At 53.5% G+C, this 26,449-nt stretch carries 29 protein-coding genes; 15 read left to right on the top strand and 14 right to left on the bottom strand.

Annotated elements, in window-relative coordinates:
- Positions 1 to 34 precede the first annotated feature (34 nt).
- A complete protein-coding gene (locus INT33_RS19315) occupies positions 35 to 961 on the bottom strand; it encodes a porin (RefSeq protein ID WP_226940273.1) in 927 nt (308 codons plus the stop codon).
- Between the two features lie 324 nt (positions 962 to 1,285).
- On the opposite strand from INT33_RS19315, the gene INT33_RS19310 reads away from it, so the two are divergent.
- From INT33_RS19310 to INT33_RS19300, 3 genes are all read left to right on the top strand, one after another.
- On the top strand, positions 1,286 to 2,449 hold the full coding sequence (locus tag INT33_RS19310; protein ID WP_192536522.1) for a glycosyltransferase family 4 protein: 1,164 nt from the start codon (positions 1,286 to 1,288) through the stop codon (positions 2,447 to 2,449).
- Positions 2,412 to 2,951, top strand: a complete 540-nt coding sequence (locus INT33_RS19305) for a phosphatase PAP2 family protein (protein ID WP_192536521.1) — start codon at positions 2,412 to 2,414, stop codon at positions 2,949 to 2,951. The genes INT33_RS19310 and INT33_RS19305 overlap by 38 nt, the downstream gene beginning before the upstream one ends.
- 110 nt (positions 2,952 to 3,061) lie before the next feature.
- Positions 3,062 to 4,507, top strand: coding sequence for a sodium/glutamate symporter (locus INT33_RS19300; protein ID WP_193092770.1), 1,446 nt, complete (start codon positions 3,062 to 3,064; stop codon positions 4,505 to 4,507).
- 115 nt (positions 4,508 to 4,622) lie between these two features.
- On the opposite strand, the gene INT33_RS19295 is transcribed toward INT33_RS19300, so the two are convergent.
- On the bottom strand, positions 4,623 to 4,766 hold the full coding sequence (locus tag INT33_RS19295) for a hypothetical protein (protein ID WP_193092769.1): 144 nt from the start codon (positions 4,764 to 4,766) through the stop codon (positions 4,623 to 4,625).
- Positions 4,767 to 5,388: 622 nt separating this feature from the next.
- Between INT33_RS19295 and INT33_RS19290 the strand changes: the two genes are divergently transcribed.
- Together INT33_RS19290 and INT33_RS19285 are read left to right on the top strand one after the other, a co-directional pair.
- A complete protein-coding gene (locus INT33_RS19290; protein ID WP_018917687.1) occupies positions 5,389 to 5,523 on the top strand; it encodes an entericidin A/B family lipoprotein in 135 nt (44 codons plus the stop codon).
- Between the two features lie 5 nt (positions 5,524 to 5,528).
- Complete coding sequence (locus INT33_RS19285) at positions 5,529 to 6,074, top strand: YqiA/YcfP family alpha/beta fold hydrolase (protein WP_193092768.1); 546 nt, start codon at positions 5,529 to 5,531, stop codon at positions 6,072 to 6,074.
- Between the two features lie 24 nt (positions 6,075 to 6,098).
- On the opposite strand, the gene ntrC is transcribed toward INT33_RS19285, so the two are convergent.
- The 4 genes from ntrC to INT33_RS19265 all read right to left on the bottom strand — a co-directional run bounded on the left by ntrC (position 6,099) and on the right by INT33_RS19265 (position 11,768).
- Positions 6,099 to 7,526: a nitrogen regulation protein NR(I) gene (gene ntrC, locus INT33_RS19280; RefSeq protein WP_193092767.1), complete on the bottom strand. Its 1,428-nt coding sequence runs from the start codon at positions 7,524 to 7,526 to the stop codon at positions 6,099 to 6,101.
- Positions 7,523 to 8,581 (bottom strand): nitrogen regulation protein NR(II), encoded by a 1,059-nt coding sequence (glnL, locus tag INT33_RS19275; RefSeq protein ID WP_193092766.1) that lies wholly within the window; start codon positions 8,579 to 8,581, stop codon positions 7,523 to 7,525. The genes ntrC and glnL overlap by 4 nt, the downstream gene beginning before the upstream one ends.
- Before the next feature lie 274 nt (positions 8,582 to 8,855).
- Positions 8,856 to 10,262: a glutamate--ammonia ligase gene (gene glnA, locus INT33_RS19270; protein ID WP_193092765.1), complete on the bottom strand. Its 1,407-nt coding sequence runs from the start codon at positions 10,260 to 10,262 to the stop codon at positions 8,856 to 8,858.
- Between the two features lie 477 nt (positions 10,263 to 10,739).
- Positions 10,740 to 11,768: an acyltransferase family protein gene (locus tag INT33_RS19265; protein WP_193092764.1), complete on the bottom strand. Its 1,029-nt coding sequence runs from the start codon at positions 11,766 to 11,768 to the stop codon at positions 10,740 to 10,742.
- A 96-nt stretch (positions 11,769 to 11,864) separates the two neighbouring features.
- Between INT33_RS19265 and INT33_RS19260 the strand changes: the two genes are divergently transcribed.
- The gene (locus INT33_RS19260; protein WP_407648105.1) at positions 11,865 to 12,809 is read left to right on the top strand and encodes an alpha/beta hydrolase; all 945 of its coding nucleotides are present in this window, start codon (positions 11,865 to 11,867) and stop codon (positions 12,807 to 12,809) included.
- 63 nt (positions 12,810 to 12,872) lie between these two features.
- Positions 12,873 to 13,178, top strand: coding sequence for a hypothetical protein (locus INT33_RS19255; protein WP_193092763.1), 306 nt, complete (start codon positions 12,873 to 12,875; stop codon positions 13,176 to 13,178).
- A gap of 188 nt (positions 13,179 to 13,366) precedes the next feature.
- Here the strand turns inward: INT33_RS19255 and INT33_RS19250 are convergent, their stop codons facing one another.
- From INT33_RS19250 to INT33_RS19230, 5 genes are read right to left on the bottom strand one after another with little or no spacing between them, the layout of a single operon-like run.
- Positions 13,367 to 14,314, bottom strand: coding sequence for a 2-hydroxyacid dehydrogenase (locus INT33_RS19250; RefSeq protein ID WP_193092762.1), 948 nt, complete (start codon positions 14,312 to 14,314; stop codon positions 13,367 to 13,369).
- A gap of 46 nt (positions 14,315 to 14,360) precedes the next feature.
- Positions 14,361 to 15,044, bottom strand: a complete 684-nt coding sequence (locus INT33_RS19245) for a GntR family transcriptional regulator (protein WP_193092761.1) — start codon at positions 15,042 to 15,044, stop codon at positions 14,361 to 14,363.
- A complete protein-coding gene (locus INT33_RS19240) occupies positions 15,041 to 16,534 on the bottom strand; it encodes a tripartite tricarboxylate transporter permease (RefSeq protein WP_193092760.1) in 1,494 nt (497 codons plus the stop codon). Before INT33_RS19240 ends, INT33_RS19245 begins: the two co-directional genes overlap by 4 nt.
- Positions 16,528 to 17,016: a tripartite tricarboxylate transporter TctB family protein gene (locus INT33_RS19235; protein ID WP_192536514.1), complete on the bottom strand. Its 489-nt coding sequence runs from the start codon at positions 17,014 to 17,016 to the stop codon at positions 16,528 to 16,530. The genes INT33_RS19240 and INT33_RS19235 overlap by 7 nt, the downstream gene beginning before the upstream one ends.
- 57 nt (positions 17,017 to 17,073) lie before the next feature.
- The gene (locus INT33_RS19230; RefSeq protein ID WP_192536513.1) at positions 17,074 to 18,051 is read right to left on the bottom strand and encodes a Bug family tripartite tricarboxylate transporter substrate binding protein; all 978 of its coding nucleotides are present in this window, start codon (positions 18,049 to 18,051) and stop codon (positions 17,074 to 17,076) included.
- 370 nt (positions 18,052 to 18,421) lie between these two features.
- Here INT33_RS19230 and INT33_RS19225 point away from each other — a divergent pair, with 370 nt between their 5' ends.
- The 5 genes from INT33_RS19225 to INT33_RS19205 all read left to right on the top strand — a co-directional run bounded on the left by INT33_RS19225 (position 18,422) and on the right by INT33_RS19205 (position 22,045).
- Entirely contained in the window at positions 18,422 to 19,075 is a 654-nt protein-coding gene (locus tag INT33_RS19225; protein WP_192536512.1) for a hypothetical protein, read from the top strand.
- A gap of 142 nt (positions 19,076 to 19,217) precedes the next feature.
- Positions 19,218 to 19,367 (top strand): hypothetical protein, encoded by a 150-nt coding sequence (locus INT33_RS19220; protein WP_192536511.1) that lies wholly within the window; start codon positions 19,218 to 19,220, stop codon positions 19,365 to 19,367.
- Positions 19,364 to 20,098, top strand: a complete 735-nt coding sequence (locus tag INT33_RS19215; protein ID WP_193092759.1) for a metal ABC transporter ATP-binding protein — start codon at positions 19,364 to 19,366, stop codon at positions 20,096 to 20,098. The genes INT33_RS19220 and INT33_RS19215 overlap by 4 nt, the downstream gene beginning before the upstream one ends.
- On the top strand, positions 20,082 to 20,972 hold the full coding sequence (locus INT33_RS19210) for a metal ABC transporter permease (protein WP_192536509.1): 891 nt from the start codon (positions 20,082 to 20,084) through the stop codon (positions 20,970 to 20,972). Before INT33_RS19215 ends, INT33_RS19210 begins: the two co-directional genes overlap by 17 nt.
- 20 nt (positions 20,973 to 20,992) lie before the next feature.
- Positions 20,993 to 22,045: a metal ABC transporter solute-binding protein, Zn/Mn family gene (locus tag INT33_RS19205; RefSeq protein ID WP_193092758.1), complete on the top strand. Its 1,053-nt coding sequence runs from the start codon at positions 20,993 to 20,995 to the stop codon at positions 22,043 to 22,045.
- 84 nt (positions 22,046 to 22,129) lie between these two features.
- On the opposite strand, the gene INT33_RS19200 is transcribed toward INT33_RS19205, so the two are convergent.
- Positions 22,130 to 22,996: a LysR family transcriptional regulator gene (locus INT33_RS19200; protein ID WP_193092757.1), complete on the bottom strand. Its 867-nt coding sequence runs from the start codon at positions 22,994 to 22,996 to the stop codon at positions 22,130 to 22,132.
- 138 nt (positions 22,997 to 23,134) lie between these two features.
- Here INT33_RS19200 and ampC point away from each other — a divergent pair, with 138 nt between their 5' ends.
- Both ampC and INT33_RS19190 read left to right on the top strand, forming a co-directional pair.
- The gene (ampC, locus tag INT33_RS19195) at positions 23,135 to 24,307 is read left to right on the top strand and encodes a class C beta-lactamase (RefSeq protein ID WP_193092756.1); all 1,173 of its coding nucleotides are present in this window, start codon (positions 23,135 to 23,137) and stop codon (positions 24,305 to 24,307) included.
- A gap of 115 nt (positions 24,308 to 24,422) precedes the next feature.
- Positions 24,423 to 25,088: a cupin domain-containing protein gene (locus tag INT33_RS19190; RefSeq protein WP_192536505.1), complete on the top strand. Its 666-nt coding sequence runs from the start codon at positions 24,423 to 24,425 to the stop codon at positions 25,086 to 25,088.
- An 11-nt stretch (positions 25,089 to 25,099) separates the two neighbouring features.
- Here INT33_RS19190 and INT33_RS19185 read toward each other — a convergent pair whose 3' ends face one another.
- Together INT33_RS19185 and gloA are read right to left on the bottom strand one after the other, a co-directional pair.
- Positions 25,100 to 25,468 (bottom strand): DUF6164 family protein, encoded by a 369-nt coding sequence (locus INT33_RS19185; RefSeq protein ID WP_193092755.1) that lies wholly within the window; start codon positions 25,466 to 25,468, stop codon positions 25,100 to 25,102.
- A 1-nt stretch (position 25,469) separates the two neighbouring features.
- Entirely contained in the window at positions 25,470 to 26,003 is a 534-nt protein-coding gene (gloA, locus tag INT33_RS19180) for a lactoylglutathione lyase (protein WP_193092754.1), read from the bottom strand.
- Positions 26,004 to 26,177: 174 nt separating this feature from the next.
- Between gloA and INT33_RS19175 the strand changes: the two genes are divergently transcribed.
- A complete protein-coding gene (locus tag INT33_RS19175) occupies positions 26,178 to 26,417 on the top strand; it encodes a DUF2237 domain-containing protein (protein ID WP_193092753.1) in 240 nt (79 codons plus the stop codon).
- Positions 26,418 to 26,449: the final 32 nt, after the last annotated feature.

Below are 26,449 nucleotides of genomic sequence, written 5' to 3'. Positions count from 1 at the left end.
AGAAGAATGTCTGAATTTTCGATTTTTTCTCGGCTCAAGTGAGCGGTGATGAATATCGGCAGTTATTCAGACCTTCCATAGAGCCTAGCGCCCAGGCATTACGGTCGCTGCTGGCACCGTCGACTTCGATGTTGTAGTAATCGGCAAAGAATTTCCACGAATCAATGATAGCCGTGGCACCTACGCCAATTTTATCAAAACCGCCGCCGTAAACATCGTTATCATCACGCGTTTCATAGCCGACACGCGCAGAGAGTGAATCATTAATAACGAAAGCTGCTGTCGCACCGAAACGCGTTTCACCGTTACCACCGCCACGAACGGTATCTTCAACATAACCTAACGCTAAACGAGCCGGGCCGGTTTCATAAACCACGCCACCCTGTGTCGCAATAACACTACCTTCACTACTTTGCTCAGCGTCTGTTAAGCCACGCTCAGAGAAGTGTTTAGCAGAAATAACGGCTTGGAAACCATTCATCTTGGGCGTTTTATAGCCGACTGAATCGCCACGCGCTTGTACACCACCACCCGCGAACTCATAGCCGCGCTCAACATAAACGTCGAAGGGAGTCATGACGTAGTTGTCGTAGAAACTGTTGTAGTTACCCGCCATAAAGGTACCGAACTGCTGGCTTTCTAACCCCAGGTAGCTATTACGCACCTCATCAAAGCCAGGACGGCTGCGCTCATCACTAGTAAAACGCCACTCTACGCGAGCAAACGCGCGCAGATCAGTCGTGATCTGATGGCCAGCGGTAATACGCAGGCGTGAACCAAAGTTGCGGAATTCTTCGCCGTTATCTACACCGTTTTTAGCACCACCTCCCTCAAAACCCATTGAGATACGGCCATAGATATCAAGCGAAGTGCCGTCTTGGTCATACACCATAGCGGCTTGTGCTGCTGAGGCGCCTAATAAACCGCAAACCGCTAACGCCAGTGTCGTTTTCTTAAACATGTTCGATCCCGTTGAAGTAGTCGTATATTTTTTTAATAAAATGGCTTTAAAAAAGTGGAGGTCGTTTAACGCCTCAACGCAGCAGATAGTAGAGGTCGTATATTTCATTTATTTTAAAGTTTTAATATTTTCTAGTAACTTATGATTGAAATTTAATATTTAACAAAAGCAACTTCAAAGAGTAACAATCGCGTGTTAAGCCGATATATTAAAAATTATTAACGATAATCTCCCAAAGTGTCATCGCTTAGTCACTACCTTGACTTGGCAGTGTCACTGTCCCCGACCACACTAAGTTAAAATGTGATTAAGGGATGATCGCTTATGCGGCTTTGTATCGTTAGCGAAACATGGTCACCGGAAATTAACGGTGTTGCGCATACCTTGAGCCGCTTGCATCAAGAGCTCAGCAGACAAGGAGTTTGCGTTGATGTCATTCGCCCAAAACCGCGCGTCGAGGGAAAGGCGCCAGACGTGCAGCATGAACTCCAGGTTAACCGCTTGGCCGTACCGGGTTACACAGAGGTACAAGTCGGCTTAACGCGGCCTTCCACGCTGAGCCGCTTTTGGCGCCAACACCGTCCTGACGTTATTTATCTGGCGACCCAAGGCCCGCTAGGCTGGGCTGCACGCCATGCTGCACTCCAATTAAACATTCCGCTGGTGGCAGGCTGGCACACCAATTTTGATCACTACTGCCATGATTATGGCGTGCCCTGGCTAGCATCAGCGACGCGTCGCTATCTGCGTTATTTTCACAATGGCTGCGAACTCACCCTGGTACCCACTCAGCTACAGGCCGAAACCTTAAGCCAACAGGGCATTCGCAACGTTCACGTGATGTCACGAGGGATTGAAGGGGAGCGTTTCTCGCCGACGTATCGCGATACTGGCCTGCGCCAACAGTGGGGAGTGAGCGCTCACCAACCTGTTGCGCTCTACGTGGGCCGCCTGGCCTTAGAAAAAAATCTCACGCTGCTTCAAGAAACCTTGCAAGCAATGCGCGAGGTGCGCCCCGATATGGCCCAGGTAATTGTGGGCGATGGGCCGGCGCGCGCCCAACTTGAAAAAGCCCTTCCTGAGGCACATTTCACCGGGTTTGTGGAAAAACATGAGCTGGCTCGCCATTACGCCAGCGCTGATCTGTTTGTCTTTCCTTCACTGTCAGAGACCTGGGGCAATGTGGTCGCCGAGGCCATGGCCAGTGGCCTTGCCGTGGTGGCTTACCGGCACGCGGCAAGCGCTGAACTGATTCAAAACGGCCACAACGGTATTACCGTCACGCCAGACGACAGTGAGGCGTTCCGGCAAGCGGCAGTCGAACTTTGCCAACATCCCGCCGATTACGCGCGCATAGGCCGTGTCGCGCGTCTTCGCGCACTTGAGCAAAGCTGGTCGGGCATCGCGGATCAGTTTATGCAGTATCTCAACCAAGCCCAAGAGGCCCATCATGCGTCCACGCCCGCTTGTCGAATTCGCTCGTCTTGACCTGATTGAATGGCAACTTTGCCAGCGCATTACACGACTCAATTTGTTTCGTCCCTGGCGCATAGCTTTACAGGCAGCAAGCCGCTTGGGCGACTGGCCGATATGGGTACTGCTAATCGCCGCGCAGCCATGGCTGCAGCCTAATGGCACCTGGCGGATAATGCAGTACACCAGCATCGCACTGGCGGCGATGCTGGTGTATCGGCTGATTAAAACACGCCTATGCCGCGAGCGGCCCTTTATTACCTATCTGGGCGGCGTGCATTGCGGCGAACCGGCACGCGACCGTTACAGCTTCCCCAGTGGCCATACTATGCATGCCGTCTTGTTCTGTGTACTGGTCGCTGCCCATACGCCCTGGCTTTTACCTCTGGTGCTACCGCTGGCCTTGTTAATTGCGATATCACGCGTCGGGCTTGGGCTGCATTACATCAGCGATGTAATCGCTGGCGGCGCCATTGGCTATGGTTTTGCTTTTCTGAGCCTTTATTGGATGGGCTAAAGTAAACTTTTCGCCATTTTGACGGTTAGACACTAAATTAATACCAACTCTGTCATTTAAAGCGGTCTTGCGAAGGCTTTGGCCTTACGCATTCATTAGGGAGTGATGTAATGACCATGACGGTTGGTGAGCTTTTTGTAGCGCTGGTTATCATTACGCTAGCGCTAATAGCAAGTAAAGCGCTTCGACTTAAGCTAGCGTGGCTACGTAAACTGTTTCTACCCAGCTCGGTGATTGCTGGGCTGATACTTCTATTGATGGGGCCTGATGTAATCGGCCGCCTTATGCCTACCTTCTTTGAAGAGAGCCCTGGCCTGTTTCCCGCCTATGTGCAAGAGAGCTGGGCGGCCTTGCCGGGTCTGTTGATTAACGTGGTGTTTGCCGCTCTATTTATCGGTAAGGCTATTCCTGGCCTGCGCACTATTTGGCTGCGTGCCGGGCCTCAGGTCGTGGTAGGCCAAACCATGGCCTGGGGGCAATATGTAGTGGGCCTTACTCTGGCGCTTTTGGTACTCACACCGCTATTTAACATGAACCCAATGGTTGGGGCGCTCATTGAGATTGGCTTTGAAGGCGGCCATGGTACGGCAGCCGGCATGGCGGATACGTTCGCCGACCTGGGCTTTGAAGAAGGTGCGGACCTGGCACTGGGGCTCGCGACCGTCGGGATCGTTGCCGGTGTGCTTATCGGCACCCTGATGATCAATATCGCCGCACGCCGGGGCCTTATCACCCCAAGCAAAGAAAATGATGAGCCTGATGATTTGATTCGTGAAGACGAACGTCCTTCGGCACAAGAGTTTAGCGAGTTTAAAAAAGACCTTACCCTTGAAGCAGGCACCACCGACCCGCTTAGCCTGCATATCGGCTTAGTGGGCATCGCTATTTTAATTGGCTGGCTGCTGCTGTCGGGCCTGCAGTGGATCGAGCAGGTTACCTGGGCACGTAATGACGGCCTTGAAATATTAGCCCACGTGCCATTGTTTCCTATCGCGATGATCGGCGGGGTAATCGTTCAGCTAGTGGTCACGCGCTTCGGTCTGGAGCATCACGTCTCCACCCGTACGATGGCACGCATCGCGGGTACGGCGCTCGATTTTACCATTGTAGCGGCACTGGCCACGCTGTCACTCACTACTCTGGGTGAATACTTCCTGCCGTTTTTGCTGCTATCGGTGGCGGGTATTGCCTGGGGGTTATTCGTACTGATTGTGATTGCCCCACGCGTGATTCCCGAAAACTGGTTTGAGCGGGGGGTGGGCGATTTTGGCCAATCCATGGGGGTAACGGTAACCGGCTTGCTGCTAATGAGAATGGCCGACCCCAGCAACAAATCCGGCGCGTTTGAAAGCTTTGGCTACAAGCAGCTAATGTTTGAACCGATTGTCGGGGGTGGGTTGTTTACCGCCGCCGCACTCCCCTTGATTGCGGAGTTTGGTCCCTTAGCAATATTGATATTTACCGCCATATTAACCGTTGGCTGGCTGCTGTTCGGACTGCTGTATTTTGGCCGCATGGTCCCCGAAAGAGGCCGTGGCCGCTGGCAGCAAAAGTAGTGATGGCTTACCCAGCTCTCACCTCAATGCTCTATTGAACGCGATAAAAAACCATGCCCGCTTTCGCGGGCATGGTTTTTGGTTAGATCTACTCTTAGCGCAGTAGCACGATTAATCAATCATGACGCTTAGTATCGGGCGGCATATCATCGCGATCTTCCGTAACCACCATGAAAGAGGTTTTAAACATCATATACAAACCGATAGCCGAAAAACCCAAGAACAGCACGAACATGCATAACATCAGTACCATTGCCATAACGCTTGTCCCTGAAATACGCGGCTGTTGCGTTGTCGTTTTCTAACCGCTTAGATTTAGTATGTCGAAAGGATAGCCTAAATCATCGGTTTCATCTGTACAGAGGCTGTGCAAATTATAATTAATAATCAACAATATTATAAGAATCAATAGCTTGTGAAAAAACACCTAACGCAAAAAAACCACTTCGCTTTCGCGAAATGGTTATTTGCATCTCCACCGTCCTTGGCTTCGACGATTAACGTATCCGTACGCTAATACAATTGAGCGGAATGAATATCCTTTAACTCCCTGTTCTTCTACTTGGCTCCTGCCTTCCCTATTTTCCTAACACTCCGCTCACACTGTTACTACTTAGGTATTGCAGGCAGCGGGCCAACATGCCAATTAAGTTAAAAAAATCACATAAAACAATAACTTATATAAAAATATATCGAATCCAAAAAACTACAAAATCGCTTTTAACATGTATAAAAAAGACACATGAGACATATGCACACGTACTATTATCAGCCTGGGTGGTTAAATCAGTGGCACGACGGTCAAACACGGCTTATTTTATTTATTGTTGTATTCTGCCCGGCCGCTTTGCCGGGCTTGCCTATTTGAAGGGAACGACACTATGAAACGCATCATGGCGATTGGTCTTCTAATGACCACCCTGGTTCTGATTATTAGCGGTTGTAATACCATTCGTGGCGCCGGTGAAGATATTGAGCAGGGCGGTCAGGCCATTCAAAGCTCAGCGAGTAGCTAACCATTATGATGACCGTCTACCTTTCTCATGGCTTAGAAAGCGGGCCCGGCGCTTTAAAAATGCAGGCGTTGAAAGGCATCGCTGAAAAGTTCGATGACTGTGAGCCGGTCGTCATGGATTACCGGGGTATGCCAGAACCATCCCAGCGTTTAAACCATCTTCTGGCCACGATGGAAAAACGCAATGCTGCACCCGGTACATGCGTGTTAGCAGGCTCAAGCTTAGGCGGCTGGCTAAGCGCGGCGGTAAGCGCCCAGCAACCTTTACTGGGCTGCTTTTTACTCGCCCCGGCGCTGGGCTTGCCTGACTATCCTGAATCTTCACCGACCATTCAGGCTAGCCTTACGCATATCATTCATGGCTGGCAGGATGACGTAGTGCTGCCAGGCCCCGTGATTGAACGCGCCCGGCTACAGCGCCTTTCACTGCGCATGGTCGATGATGATCATCGCCTACATGCCAGCCTGGATACCATCTTAAGCGATTTCGAACACTTCCTGACTGACTGTCAGGCGCTTGATCACAAGGCCCTTCAAGCAGGTACCCTATAAGCTAGTCTTTAAGCGGGCGACCACTTATTCGTCTGCAAGGGCGGGGAGTAGCGTCTTTAATTTGCGCGTTAACGTATTACGCCCCCAACCCAGCAGCTCGGCGGCTTCGCCTTTGCGTCCGCCGGTATGCTTTAGCGCGGTTTCAATTAAAATGCGTTCGAAGTCAGGTACCGCTTCTTCAAGCAGGTGCGTATGCCCTTCAGCCAGCGCGTGGTCGGCCCACTCACGAAATGCCGAGCGCCAGTCGCCATGCACACTGCTTTCCATGGAACCGGTCGTGCGCAGCTCGGGCGGCAAATCCTCCACTAAAATCTCACGCCCTGAGGCCATCACCGTTAGCCAGCGGCAAATGTTTTCCAGCTGACGCACGTTACCCGGCCATGACAAGCGCGTTAAGTGCGCCTCGGCATCAGCCGTCAGCACTTTGATATCAGTGGTGAGTTCTTTGGCGGCTTCAGCCAGGAAGTGGCGCGTTAGCCTGGGAATATCTTCACGGCGCTCGGCCAAGCGTGGCAGGTGAATACGAATCACGTTTAAGCGGTGAAAAAGATCCTCACGAAAGCGCCCGTCATCGACCAGCGACTCAAGGTTTTGGTGTGTGGCCGCAATAATCCTCACATCAACCTTAACCGGCGTATGACCCCCCACCCGATAAAATTCTCCATCGGCTAACACGCGTAGCAAACGAGTCTGGGTTTCCGCGGGCATATCACCAATTTCATCCAGAAACAGCGTACCGCCGTTGGCTTGCTCAAAGCGCCCTTGGCGCTGCGCCGCCGCCCCGGTAAAAGCGCCCTTCTCATGACCAAACAGCTCGGACTCGATCAGGTCGCGCGGGATCGCCGCCATATTAAGGGCAATAAACGGCTTGCCCGCCCGGGGGCTATGCTGGTGCAGCGCCTGGGCGACACGCTCCTTACCGGTACCCGACTCGCCGTTGATCAGCACCGTAATATGCGAATGCGAGAGCCGTCCGATGGCACGAAACACCTCCTGCATGGCAGGCGCCTCGCCGATAATTTCGGCATTCAAGCCTTCAGGCACGCTAATCGGCCGCTGCCGTTCACGGGCATGCGCGACCGCACGGCGCACCAGTGCCAATGCTTCATCCACATCAAACGGCTTGGGCAGATATTCAAAGGCACCGCCTTGATAGGAGGCCACGGCACTATCCAGGTCTGAGTGGGCCGTCATCACAATCACGGGCAAATCGGGATGTGCTTCTCGGATCCGAGCCATTAAGTCCAGCCCGTCAATACCCGGCATGCGGATATCCGTTACCAGCACATCGGGTGGGTTCTCCAGTAGCCTTGCCAGCGCCGTATCGGCGCGCTCGATGCACTCAACATCGAGATCCGGCTGCGCCAGCGCGCGCTCAAGCACCCAGCGGATAGCGCGGTCATCATCCACAACGACCACCCTTGCAACATCGTTACGTGTCGCCTCAGTCATAACGCTTCTCCGGTGCAGTTAATAACCAATGGAATCAGTAAACGAAATTCGGTGTGACCGGGTCGTGAATCGCATTCGATCAATCCTTGATGTTGGTGCAAAATCGATTGGGCGATGGAAAGCCCCAGTCCGCTACCTTCAGCGCGCCCCGATACCATGGGATAAAAAAGCGTTTCTTGAAGACCGTCAGGAATGCCAGGTCCGTTATCGATTACGCCAACTTCGCTTACCAGGCGGTGGCGCTCGGCACCCAGGGTAAACTGGCGCCGCGCACGGGTGCGCAGCATTAGTTCCGGCATCGGGGTTTGTGCATCGCTCATTGCCTGAACGGCATTGCGGGCCACATTAAGCACGGCTTGAATCATTTGTGATTCATCGCCGGAAAGGTCCGGCAGGCTGGGGTCGTAATCGCGGCTGATGGTGACGTCTGGATGTTCGGCAATCAGCAGCGAGCGCACCCGTTCCAGCACTTTATGAATATTCACCGGCTCATGTTTGACGATGCGGTTAGGGCCGAGCATGGAGTCCACCAGATCACGCAGGCGGTCGACCTCTTCGACAATGATATGGGTAAATTCCCGCAGTGCCGGATCAGCTAAATCACGCTCCAGCAGTTGGGCGGCACCACGAATCCCACCCAGTGGATTTTTAACCTCATGGGCCAAACCGCGGGCCAGCACTTTGATAGTCTCCTGACGCGTGGTTAGGGCTTCCTCGCGGGAAATCTGCATCAGCCGGTCGCGGGGCTCCACCTCTAACAGCAGCTCATCATCAGATAAAGGCGTCACGGTATAGTCCACCGTTAACGACTCGCCGTTGAGCGGGGTAATACGCGCCTCGCGCTGGGTGTAGGGGTGAAAGGCATCCCGCGCTTTGGCCAACACCTGATCGATACTTTCATCGCCGCCGAGCAGAGTATCCAAACTAATCCCCTGCACACGGCTAAAACTTACCGCTAGCAGCGCCTCGGCGGCCGGGTTCATCCAGCGTACGCGGAGCTCACCATCCAGAAGCAGCACCGCCATGGAAAGATGTTCTAGTAAACGCTGATACATGGAGTGTCCTGGGGCATCGCGGTTGAAATCGTTCATATTGAAGAGAAACTGCAAAAAGCGCGCCAAGTTGTTCCATTAGCGACACAATGCACGGCTTGTGGGCATTTCACATCGCTGAGGCGAACATTTATAGCGCAGTCGGCCACTCACCACTGAGGCTTAATGCACTATTTTAGTGCATTAAGCACAATTAAGGAGCATACCCGTCACCGGATCAGTGCAATAAAAAAACCCCGCCGAGGCGGGGTTTTAGGGCTAACACGTTAAAACGCCATTAGCAGCTGTAGTACATATCAAACTCAATGGGGTGCGTCGCCATGCGGATACGCTCCACTTCTTCCATCTTGAGTTCGATGTAAGCATCGATCATATCGTCGGTGAACACGCCACCTTCGGTCAGGAACGCACGGTCAGCATCGAGTGCTTCCAGGGCCTGGTCCAGGCTGTTAGCAACGGTTGGTACTAACTTGCCTTCTTCCGGCGGTAAGTCGTACAAGTTCTTATCCATGGCATCGCCAGGATGGATCTTGTTCTTGATACCGTCGATACCGGCCATCAGCAGGGCAGCAAACGATAGGTAAGGGTTAGCCGTCGGATCAGGGAAGCGGGTCTCGACACGCTTGCCTTTCGGGCTTGACGTGTAAGGAATACGGATAGACGCACTGCGGTTACGCGCGCTGTAGGCCAGCATGACCGGCGCTTCAAAACCCGGTACCAGACGCTTGTACGAGTTGGTAGAGGCGTTGGTGAAGGCGTTCAGGGCACGAGCGTGCTTGATCACACCGCCAATGTAGAAAAGCGCCATTTCAGACAGGCCCGCGTACTCGTCACCGGCAAACTGGTTCTGGCCATCTTTCCAGAATGACTGGTGGATGTGCATGCCTGAACCGTTGTCACCGACCAGCGGCTTGGGCATGAAGGTCGCGGTTTTGCCATAAGCGTGGGCCACGTTGTGGATCACGTATTTCATTTCCTGAACTTCGTCAGCCTTCTTCACCAAGGTGTTGAATTTAACGCCGATTTCGTTCTGACCCGCATTCGCCACTTCGTGGTGGTGCACTTCAACGGTCTGGCCAATCGCTTCAAGGGTGTTACACATCGCGCCACGGATATCGTGGAAGCTATCGACCGGCGGAACCGGGAAGTAGCCGCCTTTAAGGCGCGGACGGTGACCCAGGTTACCGCCTTCAACGCGGCTATCAGTTGCCCAGGCGCCCTCTTCGGAGGAGATTTTGTACATGGCACCCTGGATATCAGATTTCCAGTGTACTTCGTCAAAGATGAAGAACTCAGGCTCCGGGCCGAAGAAAGCGGTATCGCCCAGGCCAGTAGATTCCAGGTACGCTTCAGCACGTTTGGCGATGGAGCGCGGGTCACGATCATAGCCCTGCATGGTGACAGGCTCGATGATATCGCAACGCAAAATCAGGGTAGCGTCTTCGGTGAAGGGGTCGAGGAACGCAGTACCGTCTTCCGGACGCAGAATCATGTCGGATTCGTTGATGCCTTTCCAGCCCTCGATAGAAGAGCCATCAAACATCTGGCCATTCTCAAAGAACTCTTCGTTTACATCGCGGGCAGGCACGGTGACGTGCTGCTCTTTACCGCGAGTATCGGTGAAACGCAGGTCCACCCACTTAACATCATGTTCTTCGATTAGCGCGAGAGTCTTGGCTGACATTGTGTCCTCCGGTATGAGCGTGGCTTAAAGCGTAAAACAGTAAGCTATCGATAAAAGTGTTGTTAGACAAACTTGATCATTTATAAAGCTTGGTCATTCATAAAACTAAGTCATCCGACAAACCGTGACCTTAAGGGCGCGTCTGTCATTTTTGTTCGCTCAGCGTTTGCCTGTTTATAAGCAACAAATCGTTCAGCGATCTTTTTAAACCGGCTATCGTTGTAGCACGCCGAAAGGCATCTGCCTATGACACGCTAGCCGCTGACCAATACAATGCAGAGAGCGTGCCAACTTTGCACCAACTTGGCCTGCCTTAAAAATAAGTCATTGTTTATTAATCAATAAAAGTTAACCACTAATGCCTCGCCATGTAGCATAACATCTATGCATTAAGGTTTTGCTACCCGCAGGGCATCGTTTTGAACCAAAAAAGCGCAAAAAGAAACCTCAATGATTCATTTTGGTGCAGCAGCAAGCTTACGCTTTCAATCGTTTACCAAACAGCATGGCGCCCAGAGTCGTCGTATTAGCCACTCTATTAAGTACGATTGAGCCGCTTGCCCCAACCACGATCAACAGCACCACATAAATCGCCACAGGCAGATTAAGAGGTTTGACGAACACATCGGTAATCGCAAAAAACATCGGGTGGGCCAGATAAATGCCAAACGAGTACCGATTGATATAGCGCACCCAGCCCGGCGCCGGGCAATTTTTCAGGTAGCGCATGGCAACCAGCGTAAAGAGCACAAATAGCGGAATGACCCATACTTCCTTGGAAGAAAACTGCAGCCAGCCGGCAATACTTGCCATGATCAAAAGGCTCACCCAAAGGCCGAGCCATGCTGGATGAGACAGATAGTGCATCCACGCTGGCGGCTCAGGCACCTGAGTTTCCGACTCAAAGGGGTAATAGCGCACCAATGCCAGCGCTAGAAAGAAGAGGTAGATCCAGCCCAGGGGCGCAATCCACAGTAAATACCCTGGCAACTCAACCTCAAGCCAATAAGCCGCGCCCCAATACGCCATGCTCACCAGGCAGCTAAGCCATAGCCACGGCACCGGGTTGAAGCGCCACAGCCGCCAGCGCGTAAACAGCCAGTAAGCCACATAGAACTGCATGGCGATGATCAAAAAATACCCGTGCCAACCGGCAAAGATAAAGTACTCCACCGCGTTGGCGACAAAGCCCACTGGCTCACCGGTCACGTACAAATTAACCCACTCAGCGGTCGAATAAATAAACCCGTACACCAGATACGGCAGCATCACGTACTTCACCCGCTGGGCCAAAAAACCGGGCGGCACCGCCTTGTCGTAGCGCATGGCAAACACAAATACCGAAATAAACAAAAAAATCGGCGTGCCGAGCACCAACGGCAAACGCATAAGATCGGTCGTCAGGTTATCTACACGCTGATTAACGTGGTCCAGTAGGTGAAATAAAAAAACCGCCACACAGCCGTAGGCACGCAACCAGTAAATTTCTTCTATTCTTTTATGCATACCTACTCCCTGTATGCCTATCTTTAGCCTGCGCTGAACACTCCCGGTTATCGTGGTGTCCGACTTTATAACTTGCTAATGATTCCTGGAGGCAGTTTGTCACACTCCCTGTTTACTGGCGTGTCTCGATGGTCGCTACGCCCGCTTTTAACCAAGCTGGCCGCCCTACTGGGCCTCTGGAGTTTTTTTAACGCAGCGCTTGCCGGTGAGGTTCAATACCACACCTTTGAATCACCCACGCTTGGCCACGCCTACCCCTACACCGTTTATTTACCCGATCATTATGACGTTAATACCAGCGCCCAATACCCGGTGGTTTATCTGCTTCACGGCTCGTTCGGTAATGAACGCGACTGGGTGGCCAAGGGCAATCTTGCGCAAACCGCCGACCGGCTGATGCGTGCCGGACACATACCGCCAGCGGTGTTCATCATGCCCGGCAGCCGCAGCTGGTGGATAGACGGCCACAACGAAGCTGCCCGCAGCGCTTTTTTCAACGACCTGATTCCGCATGTAGAAGCTACCTACCAGGTAGGCACAACGCGTGCGCTACGCGGCGTGGGCGGGCTTTCAGCTGGCGGCTTTGGCGCGCTTAACTTTGCCTTGGAAAAGCCCGAGATGTTTAGCGCCGTGGCCGCCTTGAGCCCGGCAAGCTACGTCCCTTATCCGCCGCTGAATTCCTCTGCCCACCGCCACCCTTCCTTTTTAGATGAGCAAGGCAATTTTGATACTAGCCTATGGGACGCGCGTAACTACCCCACTTACCTGGAAGACTACCGTATTAACGTAACGCCCCGCCCCAGTGCGGAAGAAAGCGATATTCCCCCCGTGCCGCTTTACATCAGTGCAGGGCGAAGCGATGTGTACGACGCCGAGTTCCACGCCCGCCAGCTACGCCAGGCCATGGAGCGCATCCAGCCCAACGACGTGCGCCTGGATCTTTACCCCGGCGGACACACCTGGCGCGTCTGGCGAGCCAGCTTACCGGCCGCGTTAACCTTTATGTTTCAGCATATTGGCGATGAATCCATCAACCAATAACTGGCGGATCCAACAAAAAGCAAACTACACTGGTTTTATGAGTTAACTGACAAGGAGAGAGCGATGCATCGACACATTGAATGGGACGACCCCGGCAGCGCCAGCGTATCCAAGCTATTCACCAACGATCACCATGACCACGCCAAAATTGGCAACGGCGATATTCTCTCGGCACGTTACCAAGGCAAGATCGTCCGGGTGGAAGTAGAAGCCTACCGCGAAGAAGACGCCGTGAGTATCGCCAAAGTCGTCGCCATCCTCGACTCCCAAGGCCATCGCTTAAAGGGACTAGAGAACCTAAACCTTGGCGACCTCGTCCGGCTACCCGATGACAAGCGCGCTTTCGAGAAACGCGAAGATAACGATTGAGCCCACCTAATCGCTGGGTCCCAAGTAAAGAGCCCACCAAGGGCTCTTTGCGTTTGATGAGACAGTTGATACACCAATGCCCTACAAAGTAGTGCGGCGTAAGCGCCAGCGCACCCGCAAAAGCACCGCACCGCGGTGCCCCATGCACGCAATTTAATCATTACTGCTGCCCGGACGGCAGCTTTTGATCAATTGACGGGGGTGAGCAACTCGCGTTGTGCGGCAAACGCGTCTAGGTTCGCGAATTGCAAATCGCCCATGGCCTCGCGAGTCTGCACAGTTCCTGAACCTTGATGGGGTTGCAGAACCACGTTATCCAGCGCTAATAATCTAGGATTCACCGTGGGCTCGCTCTCGAAGACGTCTAATCCAGCGCCACCTAAGCGGCCCGACTCCAATTGTTCGATCAATGCGGTCTCATCAATGACAGAGCCTCGGGACACATTGATAATTACAGCGCCAGCTGGCAATGCACTTAGTACATCTACTGATACCAAGTGGCGAGTCTCAGTACCACCCACAACGGTCACGAATAACACATCTACGGCAGCCGCCAATTCCAATGGCGTTGAATGGTACTGCCAGGATGCCGGTACATCCTTGGGTTGGCGGGACTGATAATGAAGTTCCGACTTGAAGGCAGCCATTCGATCGGCTATTTCACGGCCAATACGTCCCATGCCAAGCACACCGATCCGCAATCCGTTGGCATTAGCGTTGAGTGGGAAGGTGCCATGTCGAGCCCACTCACCTTCTCGAACCCATCGATCTCCAGCTAATAGCTGCCGCTTAACGACCAGCAACATGCCTACCGCAAGATCAGCCACATCGTCATTAAGCACGTTCGGTGTATTGGTGACTTTAATGCCACGGGCTACGGCCGCCTCGATATCGATATCGTCATACCCCACACCAAAATTGGCAATCAGCGCAAGCTGGGGTAATTGATCCATCTCTGTTGGCCCAAAGGGAAAGTGACCGTGATAAGCAACACTCTGACACGTTTGACGTACTGATTCGGGCACGTCATTCAGGGAAGCCAGATGACTAATTGAATAAGTAGAAAACCGAGTTTCGAGCTGTTGGCGCTGACGCGGCGAGTAATCACCGACCAAAATAACATTGGGGGCTGACATTAAAACTCCCTGGAAAAAGGTTGATTAGCGAAAAAAGCAAGTTGCATCACGAGTGCAGCAACCCATCACGTTCAATAGCCAGGGTTTGCTGCCGCGTTAGATGATGCAGCTTGGAAAGCGCAGCCAGGGCGCTCTTTCCATCGTTAGCGGCAATGGACTGCATAATTTCGATATGCGGCCGCACCGTTGCGGCCGGCTCATGGTGGGCAACCTGTGCTAGAAAGAAACCAATGCGCCGAGAAACGGCATGCAACGGCATAACGGCTCTCGCAGCGACATCGTGATTAGCAGCTTCACAAACTCGTTCGTTGAAGCGCTTGTCGACCCGTGAGAACAGCTTATTATCTCGTGTTTCCAATGAGTGTTCGGCTTGGCGAGCCATATGAAGAAACTCGGCCCGCTGGCTTTCGCTAGCTAGACGGGCTGCCCGTTCAATCAACAGCCCTTCGACGTGATGGCGAACGTCCAAGGCCTCCAGCGCTGTCGTTGTATCGATAGGTCTGATCAAAATACCCTGACGCGGTAGCACGGCCAGTAAATAGTCATGCTTTAGGCGCAGCAGGGCCTCGCGCACAGGTGTTCTTCCCATTTCCAATCGTGCACACAGCGCCTGCTCAGTGAGACTCTCACCGGGTGCCAGCTCAAGAGTAACGATCATCTCTTCGATAGTGTTGTAAGCAATTTCCGCGCGTGAGGCGAGCAAAGTACGCTTTTGTATAACCGCATTCATGTTGTAGGTTTCCTCGCCTTCATGTAGTGCATCAATCTTATCAGCGGCGGAACAACCCATATCGCTAGCGTTATAACGGCCAACCCGATCGCCAGAGGACGACTCAAAAAGATCATCAGGTCGCCATTTGATTTAACCAGCGTATTCAAAAAATTCTCTTCGATAATAGGGGCAAGCACGACACCTAATATCGCTGGCGCTAATGGAAAGCCATTCTCCTCCATGTAAAAGCCAAGCAGACCGGCAATCAGCATGGTGACTACCGCATAAACAGTATTTTCAACCGCAAAAGAGCCAATAATGCACGCGCCAACAATGAGTGGCATCAATACACTGCGTGGCACCGCCAGAATATGGCGGAACAGACGAATAGCCACAATGCCAAAGGGTACGATCAGCAGGTTAGCGAGCAAGAACGCAAGAAAAACTGCAGTAATTAGTGTTCCCTGGGTCAGGAAAACAGTCGGCCCAGGATTGAGACCTTTCATATAAAGCACGCCAATAATAACTGCGGTCAGGCTATCGCCAGGAATCCCGAAGACCGTAGCTGGCACTAAAGCGCCACCGACAGAAGCATTATTGGAAGCACTGGCTGAAGCTACACCATCGACAATACCCGTACCGAAACGCTCAGGATGACGAGATTGCTTTTTGGTTGCTGCATACGCTATGTAGGAAGCGATATCCGCGCCTGCACCGGGGATTGCACCCACCAGCGTACCGATACCGCAGCCTTGCAAAATCTGAAACCAGAGCCGCCGGATTTCTCCAAATACTCCGCGGAAAAGCCCGTTAAGTTTACCAATCGGTGGTCTATCGCTATCGCCAGGTGCCAGAGCAAAGCGAAAAACCTCTGACATGGCAAACAGTCCAATCAAGACCGGGATAAAGCCTAAACCTCCAGAGAGGTAATTGGTCTCAAAAGTAAATCTTGACTGTCCCGAAACTGGATCCAGTCCTACACACGCAATGAGCAAGCCAATACATAGAGATATGATTCCCTTGGCTGCTGAGCCCTGCGATACGCCAATCGCCGCGGTCAGCCCAAGACACGCTAGCCAGAAGTACTCAACTGAGCTGAACTGTAGTGCCAGGTCGCCTAACGTGGGGGCCGCGAGGATCAGCGCGATGCTGCCGAAGATACCGCCGATAGATGAACAAATCAGCCCAGTGCCTAACGCTAGACCGGCGTTGCCACTACGCGTCATTTTATAGGATTCATCAACGTAAGCAGCCGAGGCGGGCGTACCAGGAATGCGCAATAGAGCGCCCGGAATGTCCCCGGAGAAAATCGCCATGGCGCAGAGCGTCACCACACCGGCCAGTGCCGGCACAGGATCCAGAAAATAACTGACGGGCACCATCAGTGCCACCGCCATTGCTGCTGAGAAACCAGGTATGGCGCCCACCACAAGGCCGTAGATTGCGCAGGCCACCATTACGCCGAGAGTCGTCGGCGTCATCAGCATCATGAAAGCATCTATCACCATGTCAGTACCCCAGCAAACGGTGTCAGCAGGCCCCAAGGTAGCTGCACGGACATCAATTGATAAAAGAAGCTATGCAGCAGAAAGCTACCGATGATTGCAATCGGAATGTCACGCAAGATACGCCGATCAAAAAAGGCCAGCAGCACGAAGAGCGATATTGGCATGGCAATCAAAAACCCCAGAATGTTGAGCGTTGCGATATAAAACGCGATGGCGCCAACTACCACGCCTATGGCGCTCAATGCCTGTGGCCAGGATCGAGCACGGGGCAGTGCTGCCCAGGTAATGCTCGCGCCACGCTGCAGCAAAGGTTTAAGCGCTATCACGCCGCCAGCGATCATCATCACGCAACCAATCAGTGTCGGGAAGAAGCCCGGTCCATAATCAATGAATGTGAGCGTCGGCAATTGCTGGGCGAGGAAGACGACCACGCCACCGAGAAGAATAAATACAAGCCCGTTGAGGCGATCGTCGAAGTACAAGGCAAAGCTCCATTGGCAGAGAAGCCATTCTGAACAAGGAGCGTGCGCTCCTTGTATTTAGGAATCGCCGTTGGCTAATCCCAGGGTTTTAATAACGTCGCGAACAGAGCTTTGCTGATCCAACATGAACTCGTTGAAGGCCTCTGAATCTCGCCACTGAACGCCAAAACCACGATCCTGCATTTGCTGACGCCAATCATCGTCGTGGACTATCTCGTCCATGGCATTTTCAAGCTCTGCGACAATATCGTCTGGAAGGCCCGCAGGTGCGATCAACCCGCGCCAAGCTCCCAGTTCAAGCTCCATATCAGTGGTTTCCTGCAGGGTAGGTACATCAGGAAAGGCTTCCAGTCGCTCTTTGCCCATCACAGCAAGCGCTTTGATGCGTCCGGAATCGATCAGCGGCCCTGCTTCAGGAAGAGAGGATGGCACAACGTCAACACCGCCTGCTGCCAGATCCTGCAGTGCAGCGGCTGCGCCTTGACCGGAGATGAAACGGACCTGAGAGACATCAATTCCGTACTCATTCATCATCGTAGCAGCAGCCATCGGCCACGATCCTCCACAGCCGCCGCCGCAAGCAATCACATAGTCGCCAGGAGCATCTTTGATAGCATCCAGCGCCTGGTCGATGTTTTCCCACTCGCTGTCACTGCGCACCTGGAATCCGGCTGGATCAAAGTTGTACTGGGCGATCGGAGTGAAATCTTCAACATTAACGTCGGACTGCCCCATAGCAGCGTAATGAGCAAAGTTGAATATGACGCCCAACGTATAACCATCGGGGTTAGCATTTTTGATGGATGAAATGCCAACCACTCCGCCGCCCTGGCCTTGATTAACCACGTTGAACGGCTGGCCAAAACGAGCCTGTAGCCGTTCAGCGAGCATGCGACCAGTTTGGTCGGTTCCCCCACCAGCACCGGATGGCACTACGATGTTGACGGGCCTTTCCGGCCATTCGGCCATAGCACTGAGGGGCGTAATACCTATTACAGCGGTAACCAGGAAGGCCTTAGCAATTTGGTGTCGCATTGTTTTCTCCTGTGATATATCACAATGTATAAGAGATCTTTATACGATTACTGTCAAAATTTTGAGCATCAACTTTAGTTTTTTAGACTTTAGGATAAAACTTATAAGCAACTGTTTTATATATAATTTAAAAAAATAAAAGCTTTATTGCCACCCACATATCTAATAAAAATTAGAATTAAATAAAGCCAAGAACCAGTCCTTTTAAATGAGAAGTGGATTAGCAAACACATAAACAGACGCTTCGTAGCTCAAGTCACGATCAATGCTGCTTGGGCGGCTACCCTTTGTGGCCCTTATTCCTCACCCATCCTTTCAAGCGAGCATGCTACGCTTAACGTCATTCCCCTTTGATTACAGGATTTTCACCATGCGTTTAAACCACTTGCTGTGCGCGCTGCTATGCGCGGTTGTGCTGCCTGCTCAGGCGCAGACATCGGATGAATGGGCGGGTTATGACGATGTGTTTGAGCGCGGAGCTAGCCAGGCCAACGTTTGGCAGTGGGGTTGGACGGGCATTTATGGCGCAAGTCTTGCGGTTAACGCTTACCAGTCCAGTGAAGCGAGCGATAGCGATGACCGGTTTGATGCGCGGGTGGGCGTGGTGAAGTCGGCGCTGGCATTGGGCGGAATGCTGATGGATAGCCAGCCGCATCAGGCGGCGTTAGTAGAGTATGAGCGCCTAAAAGCGCGCGGTGAGCTCAGCGGCGTGCAGGCGTTGGGACTGGAGCTTGCTCAAGCCGAGCGGGAGCGCCGCGGCTTTGGTGCACGGGTTGGGTCGCTGATCGTCAACGGGATCGCGGGCGGCGTGATTGCGGCGGATGGCCGTGAGCGCGATGGCGCGGTGAACTTTGCAACCGGCATGCTGGTCAATGAGCTGCAAATTTGGACCCAGCCGAACCAGGCATCTTCGGCGATTAACCGCTTTCAACCGGCACGCGTTTCGTTGGGGCCCGTTAGTCTTGAGGGCGAGTACGCGCTAATGGTGTCTCCGCAGCAAATTGGCGCCACCTGGCGCTATTAACACCTTATTGCATGTATCAATTGCTAAATTAGTAAGCGCGCTTATCATTGTCACATTCATGGAAGCGCGTAAAATATTCGGCAATTTTTTGGTTCTGCCTAATGTTATGTTATAACTTATTCTATTGTTAAGAGGATATTCAGTGAGTCATCGCACGCACCGTCATAACCGAGAAGGGCCTTGCCACTTCTCTTTAATGTCATTGTCAGCCACTAAACGGTTGGTGTTTGTGGCTGTGCCGTTAGTGCTGCTGTGGGCGCTGGTGGTGTGGGCAGGCGGGTGGCCGCCATGAGCCAACATGCTTTATCGCACCTGACGCTTAGGAACTTACACCTGGCTCAGGGGCGTCGCACGGTATTGGAGCACCTTGATGGGGAGTTCAAGCCGGGGGCGATTACCGCCTTGATTGGTGCCAATGGGGCGGGTAAGAGCACGCTTATTCAGGCCATTATGGGCGAGCTAAGACCTATTAGCGGAACAGTATCGTGCACTATCGCATCCGAACGGCGTGCCTGGTTGCCGCAGCAGCTGGCGCTCGATTTGACGTTTCCGATGAGTGTGGAAGAACTGGTAATGACCGGCACCTGGCCAAGCCACGGGGCGCTTAAGGGTTACTGTGCGGCGCATTATCGTCGCGGCCGCGACATCATGGCGCGCTTGGGTATTTCGCATTTGGCCCACCGCCCGCTGGGTGAGCTTTCTGGCGGTCAGCGCCAGCGGGCGTTAATCGGGCGTACGTTAATGCAGGAAGCCGAGCTGCTGCTACTTGATGAACCCTTCGCCAACGTTGACAGCGATACGGTGGATATCCTGATTCGCATATTGCGCCAAATGGCAGATAACGGCGTCACGATCATTATTGTGCTGCACGATATGGACCATTTACGGCGGCTGGCTGATGAGGTGTTGATGCTAAACGGTGGCCACGGCCGCTGGGTGGCGCCCAGCGCGCTGGCGCACTCACAGGCGCCAGCTCAGGTCGTGCCGTTTACCTTAGGGGGCCAGCATGTTGGAACTGCTTAACGCGTGGTTTATCGCCCCTTTTGACTACGGCTTTATGCGCCGTGCGGTGGTGGGTGGTTTAGCGCTTTCGCTTGCCGCCCCGCCGCTGGGCGTATTTCTGGTATTACGCGGGATGAGCCTGATTGGCGATGCCATGGCCCATGCCATTTTACCGGGCGTGGCGATTGGCTTTTTACTCGCCGGGTTTTCGCTGCCCATTATGAGCATCGGCGGTGTGATGTTCGGGCTTTTGGTGGCGTTACTGGCGGGCGCTGTCTCCAAGATGGGCGGTCAGCGTGAAGATGCCGCGATGGCGAGTTTTTTTATTATCTCGCTGGCTGCAGGCGTCATGTTGATTTCCCTTGGCGGGAGCAGCGTTGATTTAACCCATGTGCTGTTTGGGTCGATTTTAGCGGTTAACTCCACCGCTCTGGTGCTTATCGCCGGTATTAGCACACTGATTGTGGTCATCCTGGCGGTCGTTTTTCGCGCGCTGGTGGTGGAGTGTCTGGACCCGCTGTTCCTGCGTGGGCAAAGCCGGCGTAACGGCTGGGTGCATAGCGTGTTTCTAGGCCTGTTAGTGCTCAATCTGACCGCGGGCTTTCAAACACTGGGCACACTGATGGCAGTGGGCCTGATGATGCTGCCAGCCACAGCGGCTCGCTTTTGGAGCAAGCGGCTGGAAGGGTTGATAGGCATTGCCGTTGTATTGGCCATGGTGGCGAGCACGGGTGGCTTATTGCTCTCGTTTCATCTGGATATTCCCTCGGGGCCAAGCATTATTTTGCTGGCTGGCGCGGGTTATTTTTTCTCGGCGCTGTTTGGTCGCTATCACAGTTTGGCAGCCAAGCTCAGACGCAAGACTGCACCGCTGAGTGCCGAGGCATCTACGTAAATCATTAAACAGGAGTAGGTATGTCTTTACGGTTATCTTCACGCTTGCTGGTCGGTGTATCCGCGATGCTAGCGCTGCCCGCCGCCATCGCAGCGGACCGCGTTCAGGTAGTCACGAGCTTCTCGATTCTTGGCGATATCGTCGAGAATGTGGGCGGCGAGCATGTGGACGTTACATCACTGGTTGGCGCCGATGGTGATTCGCATGTCTACTCTCCCCGTCCGGGTGATGCACGTGCGCTGGCGGAAGCTGATTTGGTAGTGTTCAACGGCCTGCTGTTTGAAGGCTGGATGGAACGGCTAATTGAATCAAGCGATTACAAAGGCCCCCGGGTCACGGCGACGGACGGTATTGAAAAGCTATCCTACGCAGGACACAGCCAAGATCATGGGCATGATCACGATCACGGACACGACCACGACCACGGGCATGATCACGAACATGGCGACGATCATGGACACGATCATGATCATGACCACGGCGAATTTGATCCTCACGCCTGGCAGGATATGGAGCAAGCGCGGGTATACATCACCAACATCCGCGATGGCCTGATTAAAGCCGATGAAGCGAATGCCGATGAGTACCGGGCTAACGCCGATAGCTACTTAGCCGAAATGGCAGAAGTTGACGCTGAAATCCGCGAACTGATCAGTGAGATTCCGTCGTCCACCAGCGTCATCACCGGCCACGATTCGTTTGGCTACTTCTCCAACGCTTACGGCATTCACTTTTTATCGCCGGTTGGCCTGTCTACCGAAGTAGAGCCCAGCGGCGCCAGCATGGCGGAACTGGTGGATGTGATTAACGACCAGAACGTCCAAGCGCTGTTTCATGAAAACATGACCAATCCTGCGGTCATTCAACAGCTCTCGGAAGAGACGGGTCTGCCTATTGCCGGAACGCTTTACGCGGATGCCCTGGCTTCTGAGGGTGACGCCAGCACGTACCTGGGCATGATGCGCCACAATGCCCAGACGCTGCACGACTCGCTGGCAGAACCGGGTCATGATGACCATGAGGCTGACGAAGGACACGATCACGATCACGATCACAGCGAGCATAGCCACTAAACAGGCGCTGCAAGCATCGCGTAAACTTTTTGGCTGGTAACGCTCGCCCGATAACCAGCGCCGTTCAGGCGCTGGTTACGACACTTAACATACTACGCTCAACCACTCCCTAAAAGATGCCATGGCATGGGTTTCTTCGCGTGACTGCAGACGAGTAAGCCAGTACCCACCCAGGCTAACGGCCGTCGAAAATGGCTGTACCAACGCACCACTATTCAACTGCCTTGAAAACATCAACGGGGGCGCCAAAGCCACTCCGATACCCTGCTGTGCGGCATCCACCATGGCGATAGATGAATCAAATACGATGCTTTTAGGTAGCGGGAGATTAACCGGCCCTTCGGCCGCGAGCAGCCACTCTGTCCATTCGTCAGCGCGATAGGAGCGTAGCAGCGTCTCATTTAATACATCAGCTGGCGTTTTAAGCCGTGCGGCGATTATCGGTGTGCACATCGCGGATAAGGATGCCGGCAATAAGGGTTGCGCGGCAATACCGTGCCAGGCGCCGGTGCCAAAGCGAATGGCAAAATCAAGCCCTTCGGCGGCCATGTCCGTACGGTTGTTGTGCGTGGAAAGGCGTAGATCAATAAAGGGGTGCTTTTCCTGAAAATCGGCCAGCCGGGGCAACAGCCAACCCACCGCAAACGTACCCACTGCGCCTACGTTTAACACTTCACGGTAATTACTCTCGCCTAGTTGCTCTAGCGTGTGCGTGATCTGATCAAACGCCTCTCTCAATACCGGCAACAGCCCCTCGCCCTCCTGGGTCAGCATTAACCCTCGGGGCAAGCGGGTAAATAGCGGAACCTTGAGCTGGCTTTCCAGCAGCTTAACCTGATGGCTAACGGCGGCCTGGGTTACGCAGAGCTCCTCCGCGGCGCGGGTAAAGCTCAAATGGCGAGCCGATACCTCAAAGGCACGCAGCGCTTTTAGTGGCAAATAAGGACGCACTCTTTTACCCCCTAATTTTTCTAATGGCGCGTACAAAATATCGCTGTTTGTCAGGCAGCGCCATTAACCGTAACTTACTCGCCATCCAGACCATTAAAACGCCATTCATCACTAACCTCTGACTACTAGGTTTTTTATATGAACAGGATATTTGCAGCGAAAACAGGTCTTATTATTGCAGGTTCGCTCTTTATCGGCTCATTTTCCTGGGCATCTGATGAGCAGAATAATCCTCAGATAGATGCGCTGGTCAACGACACCATAACGGCGCTAATGGCGGAACATCGTATTCCAGGTATGGCCGTGGCGCTGAGTGTTGATGGCAAGCGGTATTACTTTAACTATGGTGTCGCCGATCAAGCGGCGAATACCCCGGTTACAGCCGACACCCTGTTTGAGTTGGGTTCGGTCAGTAAGACCTTTACCACAGCGCTGGGCGCTTACGCGCAGGCGAGCGGTGCACTGTCGTTAAACGATTCTGCCAGCCAATACCTGCTGGCACTTGAAGGCAGCGTTTTTGATGACGTAAGCCTTGTGGAACTTGCCACCTACACGGCGGGCGGGCTGCCTTTGCAGTTTCCCGATGACGTGCAAGATGAAGACGAAATGCTCGACTACTATCGCCACTGGCAACCGGACTATCCCCCCGGTACTCACCGACAGTATTCCAACCCAAGCATTGGTTTGTTTGGCTATTTGACGGCGCAGCGGCTTGGCGAACCCTATGCGGCGTTAATGGAAGAGCATGTGTTCTCACCGCTTGGGCTTGAGCACAGCTACTTGGAAGTACCGGAAGAACAGCAGCCACACTATGCCTATGGCTACTCGAAAGACGATGAGACAGTTCGGGTAAACCCAGGCGTGCTGGATGCCCAGGCCTACGGCGTGAAGACCAATACGGCAGACATGCTGACGTTCATTGAAGCCCACATGGATAGTTCAACACTGGACGAGACACTGCGTGAAGCGTTAGAGACAACGCAAATGGGCTATTTCAGTATGGGTGATATGACCCAGGCCCTGGGCTGGGAGCGATATGCCTATCCGGTAACGCTTGATCAGCTACGCGCCGGAAATTCGCTTGAGATGGCTTTAGAAGCCAACGAAGCGAGGCGCTTGCAGCCGCCACTACCGGCTACTCAGGACGTGTGGTTCAACAAGACCGGCTCAACCGGCGGTTTTGGTGCCTATGTGGCTTTTGTACCCAGCCAGCAGATGGGAATCGTTATGCTGGCGAATCGCAATTACCCTAACCAGGCCCGCATTGAGGCCGCCTATCATATCCTGACCGCGCTGATGGACACTCCTTAAAGAGTGATATGCCCTGGCTATGCAAATAGTCAGGGCTTTGTTTAGTAATAGCTGGTTGCAATTGCCGGGTGATCTATCGAGACTGTGCAGATTCATCCGCTACCGAGCTAACATCATGCACTTGAATGCCGATTTTTCTCAGTTTGTCAGCGTGACCCCGGAGCAGTACCGGTGGGTAGACGCCCCCAGTGCGGGCGTTGAACGCATGATGCTGGACCGGGTCGGCGACGAAGTAGCCCGTGCCACCAGCTTGGTGCGCTATGCGCCCAATAGTCAATTTGCCCCTCACGCCCATGGCGGTGGTGAAGAAATATTGGTGCTGGAAGGCGTTTTCGCCGATGAACACGGCCGTTACCCGGCGGGAAGCTACCTGCGCAATCCGATCGGTACCGCCCATACGCCGCAGATTGGCGATGAAGGCGCGCTGATTTTCGTCAAACTGCATCAGTTTGACCCCAACGATACGCTGCAGCTGGCCGTACCGGCCCACCGGCTACCCTGGCAGCCCGACCGTCGACCGCGCATTGCTTACAAGATGCTCCACACGTTCAAGCAGGAACGTATTAGCCTGGAACATTGGGCGGCGGGTACTTCAATTGCCTACCCCACGCTTAAAGGCGGGCTTGAACTGTTTATTCTGGAAGGCACGCTAAGCGATAGCACACACCACTACACGGCTGGCACCTGGTGCCGCTACCCGACGGGTGCAACGCCTGCGTTAACTGCCGGCAGCGAGGGCGTCAGGATGTACCTTAAACGCGGCCACCTGACAGCGGCTTAACGGCAAAGGCGCTAACCGCGCAGTAAGCCTAAAAAAGGGCCTACCGTAAGGGCCACAATCAGCCCCACCGCGATGAGCACTAACGCGACTTGCACGGGGTGCTCGAGGAGCCGTCGCCAAAGCGTTGGCGCGTTTCCTTGCGCTTGGGCCTCGTGTAATTCGCGCTGAGCATGCTGAAAGCGCGCTACCTGATAGGCGGCCAGGGCTGTTTCGGCCGCTTCACGCTGGCGTTCATCGCGTAGCCAAATAGCATCGACCCCCAAGCGGAAAAACCCCGCCTGGGTTTCGTATACATCAAAGCGATGCTCGGCGAGTAAGGCGCGAATTTCCATGGCTTCTTCATCGGTGACGTGCCGCAGCCGAAACAGCAAATGTGCCATATTAGTCGCCCGACGCCGCCATTAGGTCGGCCTGGACGACTTCAATCCAGTAGCCGTCTGGGTCTTTGACGAACACGACGTCTTTCATTTTGCCTTGATCGGCCCGCTTTACGAACGTTACATCGTGCTCGTCAAACCACGCCTGGGCGGCTGATAAATCCGGTACGCTAAAGCAGATATGCCCAAACCCCTGAGGCTCGGCATTGCCATCGTGGTAGGCAAAGTCTTCCTGGCTCTCAGTGCCCCAGTTATGGGTAAGCTCTAAAAGGCCCTTCTGGCCGAAGGTCCAGGCGGTACGCGCCTGAGTATCTTCCGGCACCTGATCGCTGGCTTCCAGATTGGCTAAGAAGTAGAGCGAAAACTGCATCTCTTCGAAATCCAGCCGACGCAGTACCTGCATACCAAATACCTGCGAGTAAAAAGCCAGCGACCGTTCAGGGTCTTTCGCCCGCAGCATTGTATGGTTTAAACGGAAACCTTGGGTCTGCGGAGCAACGGGTGCAACGCCTGGATACTGCTCGCCTTCAAAACTCATCTTAGGATCCTTACGAATTTTGCTGCTAAATGATTCGATTTAGCAGTTATCTTTGACAAAACTGACACCGTGTACAAGCCTATAGTTAAACGCAACCATCGCTTGATGAAACTGTGGTTACACACCATGTGGGCAGGATACCGATTATTCTAGCCCTGACACTCTGGAGGCGACATGTCGCGTGATCTAAATGTGCTGGGCGAACCCCTGACGCCTTGCTGCCATTCACCCAAAACGGGCTTTTACCGCGATGGTTTTTGCCGTGTGGGTCCTGAAGATGTAGGGATCCATGCCATCTGCGCGATTATGACAGAGGAGTTCCTTGCCTACTCTCTGGCGCAGGGCAATGATTTAAGCACGCCTAAACCCCATTGCTGTCCCATAGTTTTTGATCATAAAGGGATTCTCATCTGAGGATCCCTTTTTTGTGGCTCTGGCGATGGCGG

The sequence above is a fragment of the Halomonas colorata genome, assembly GCF_014897985.1.
In the GTDB taxonomy this organism is placed as follows: domain Bacteria; phylum Pseudomonadota; class Gammaproteobacteria; order Pseudomonadales; family Halomonadaceae; genus Vreelandella; species Vreelandella colorata.
Note: the sequence above shows the minus strand (reverse complement) of the source record. Positions and strands in the feature narration are given on the sequence as shown.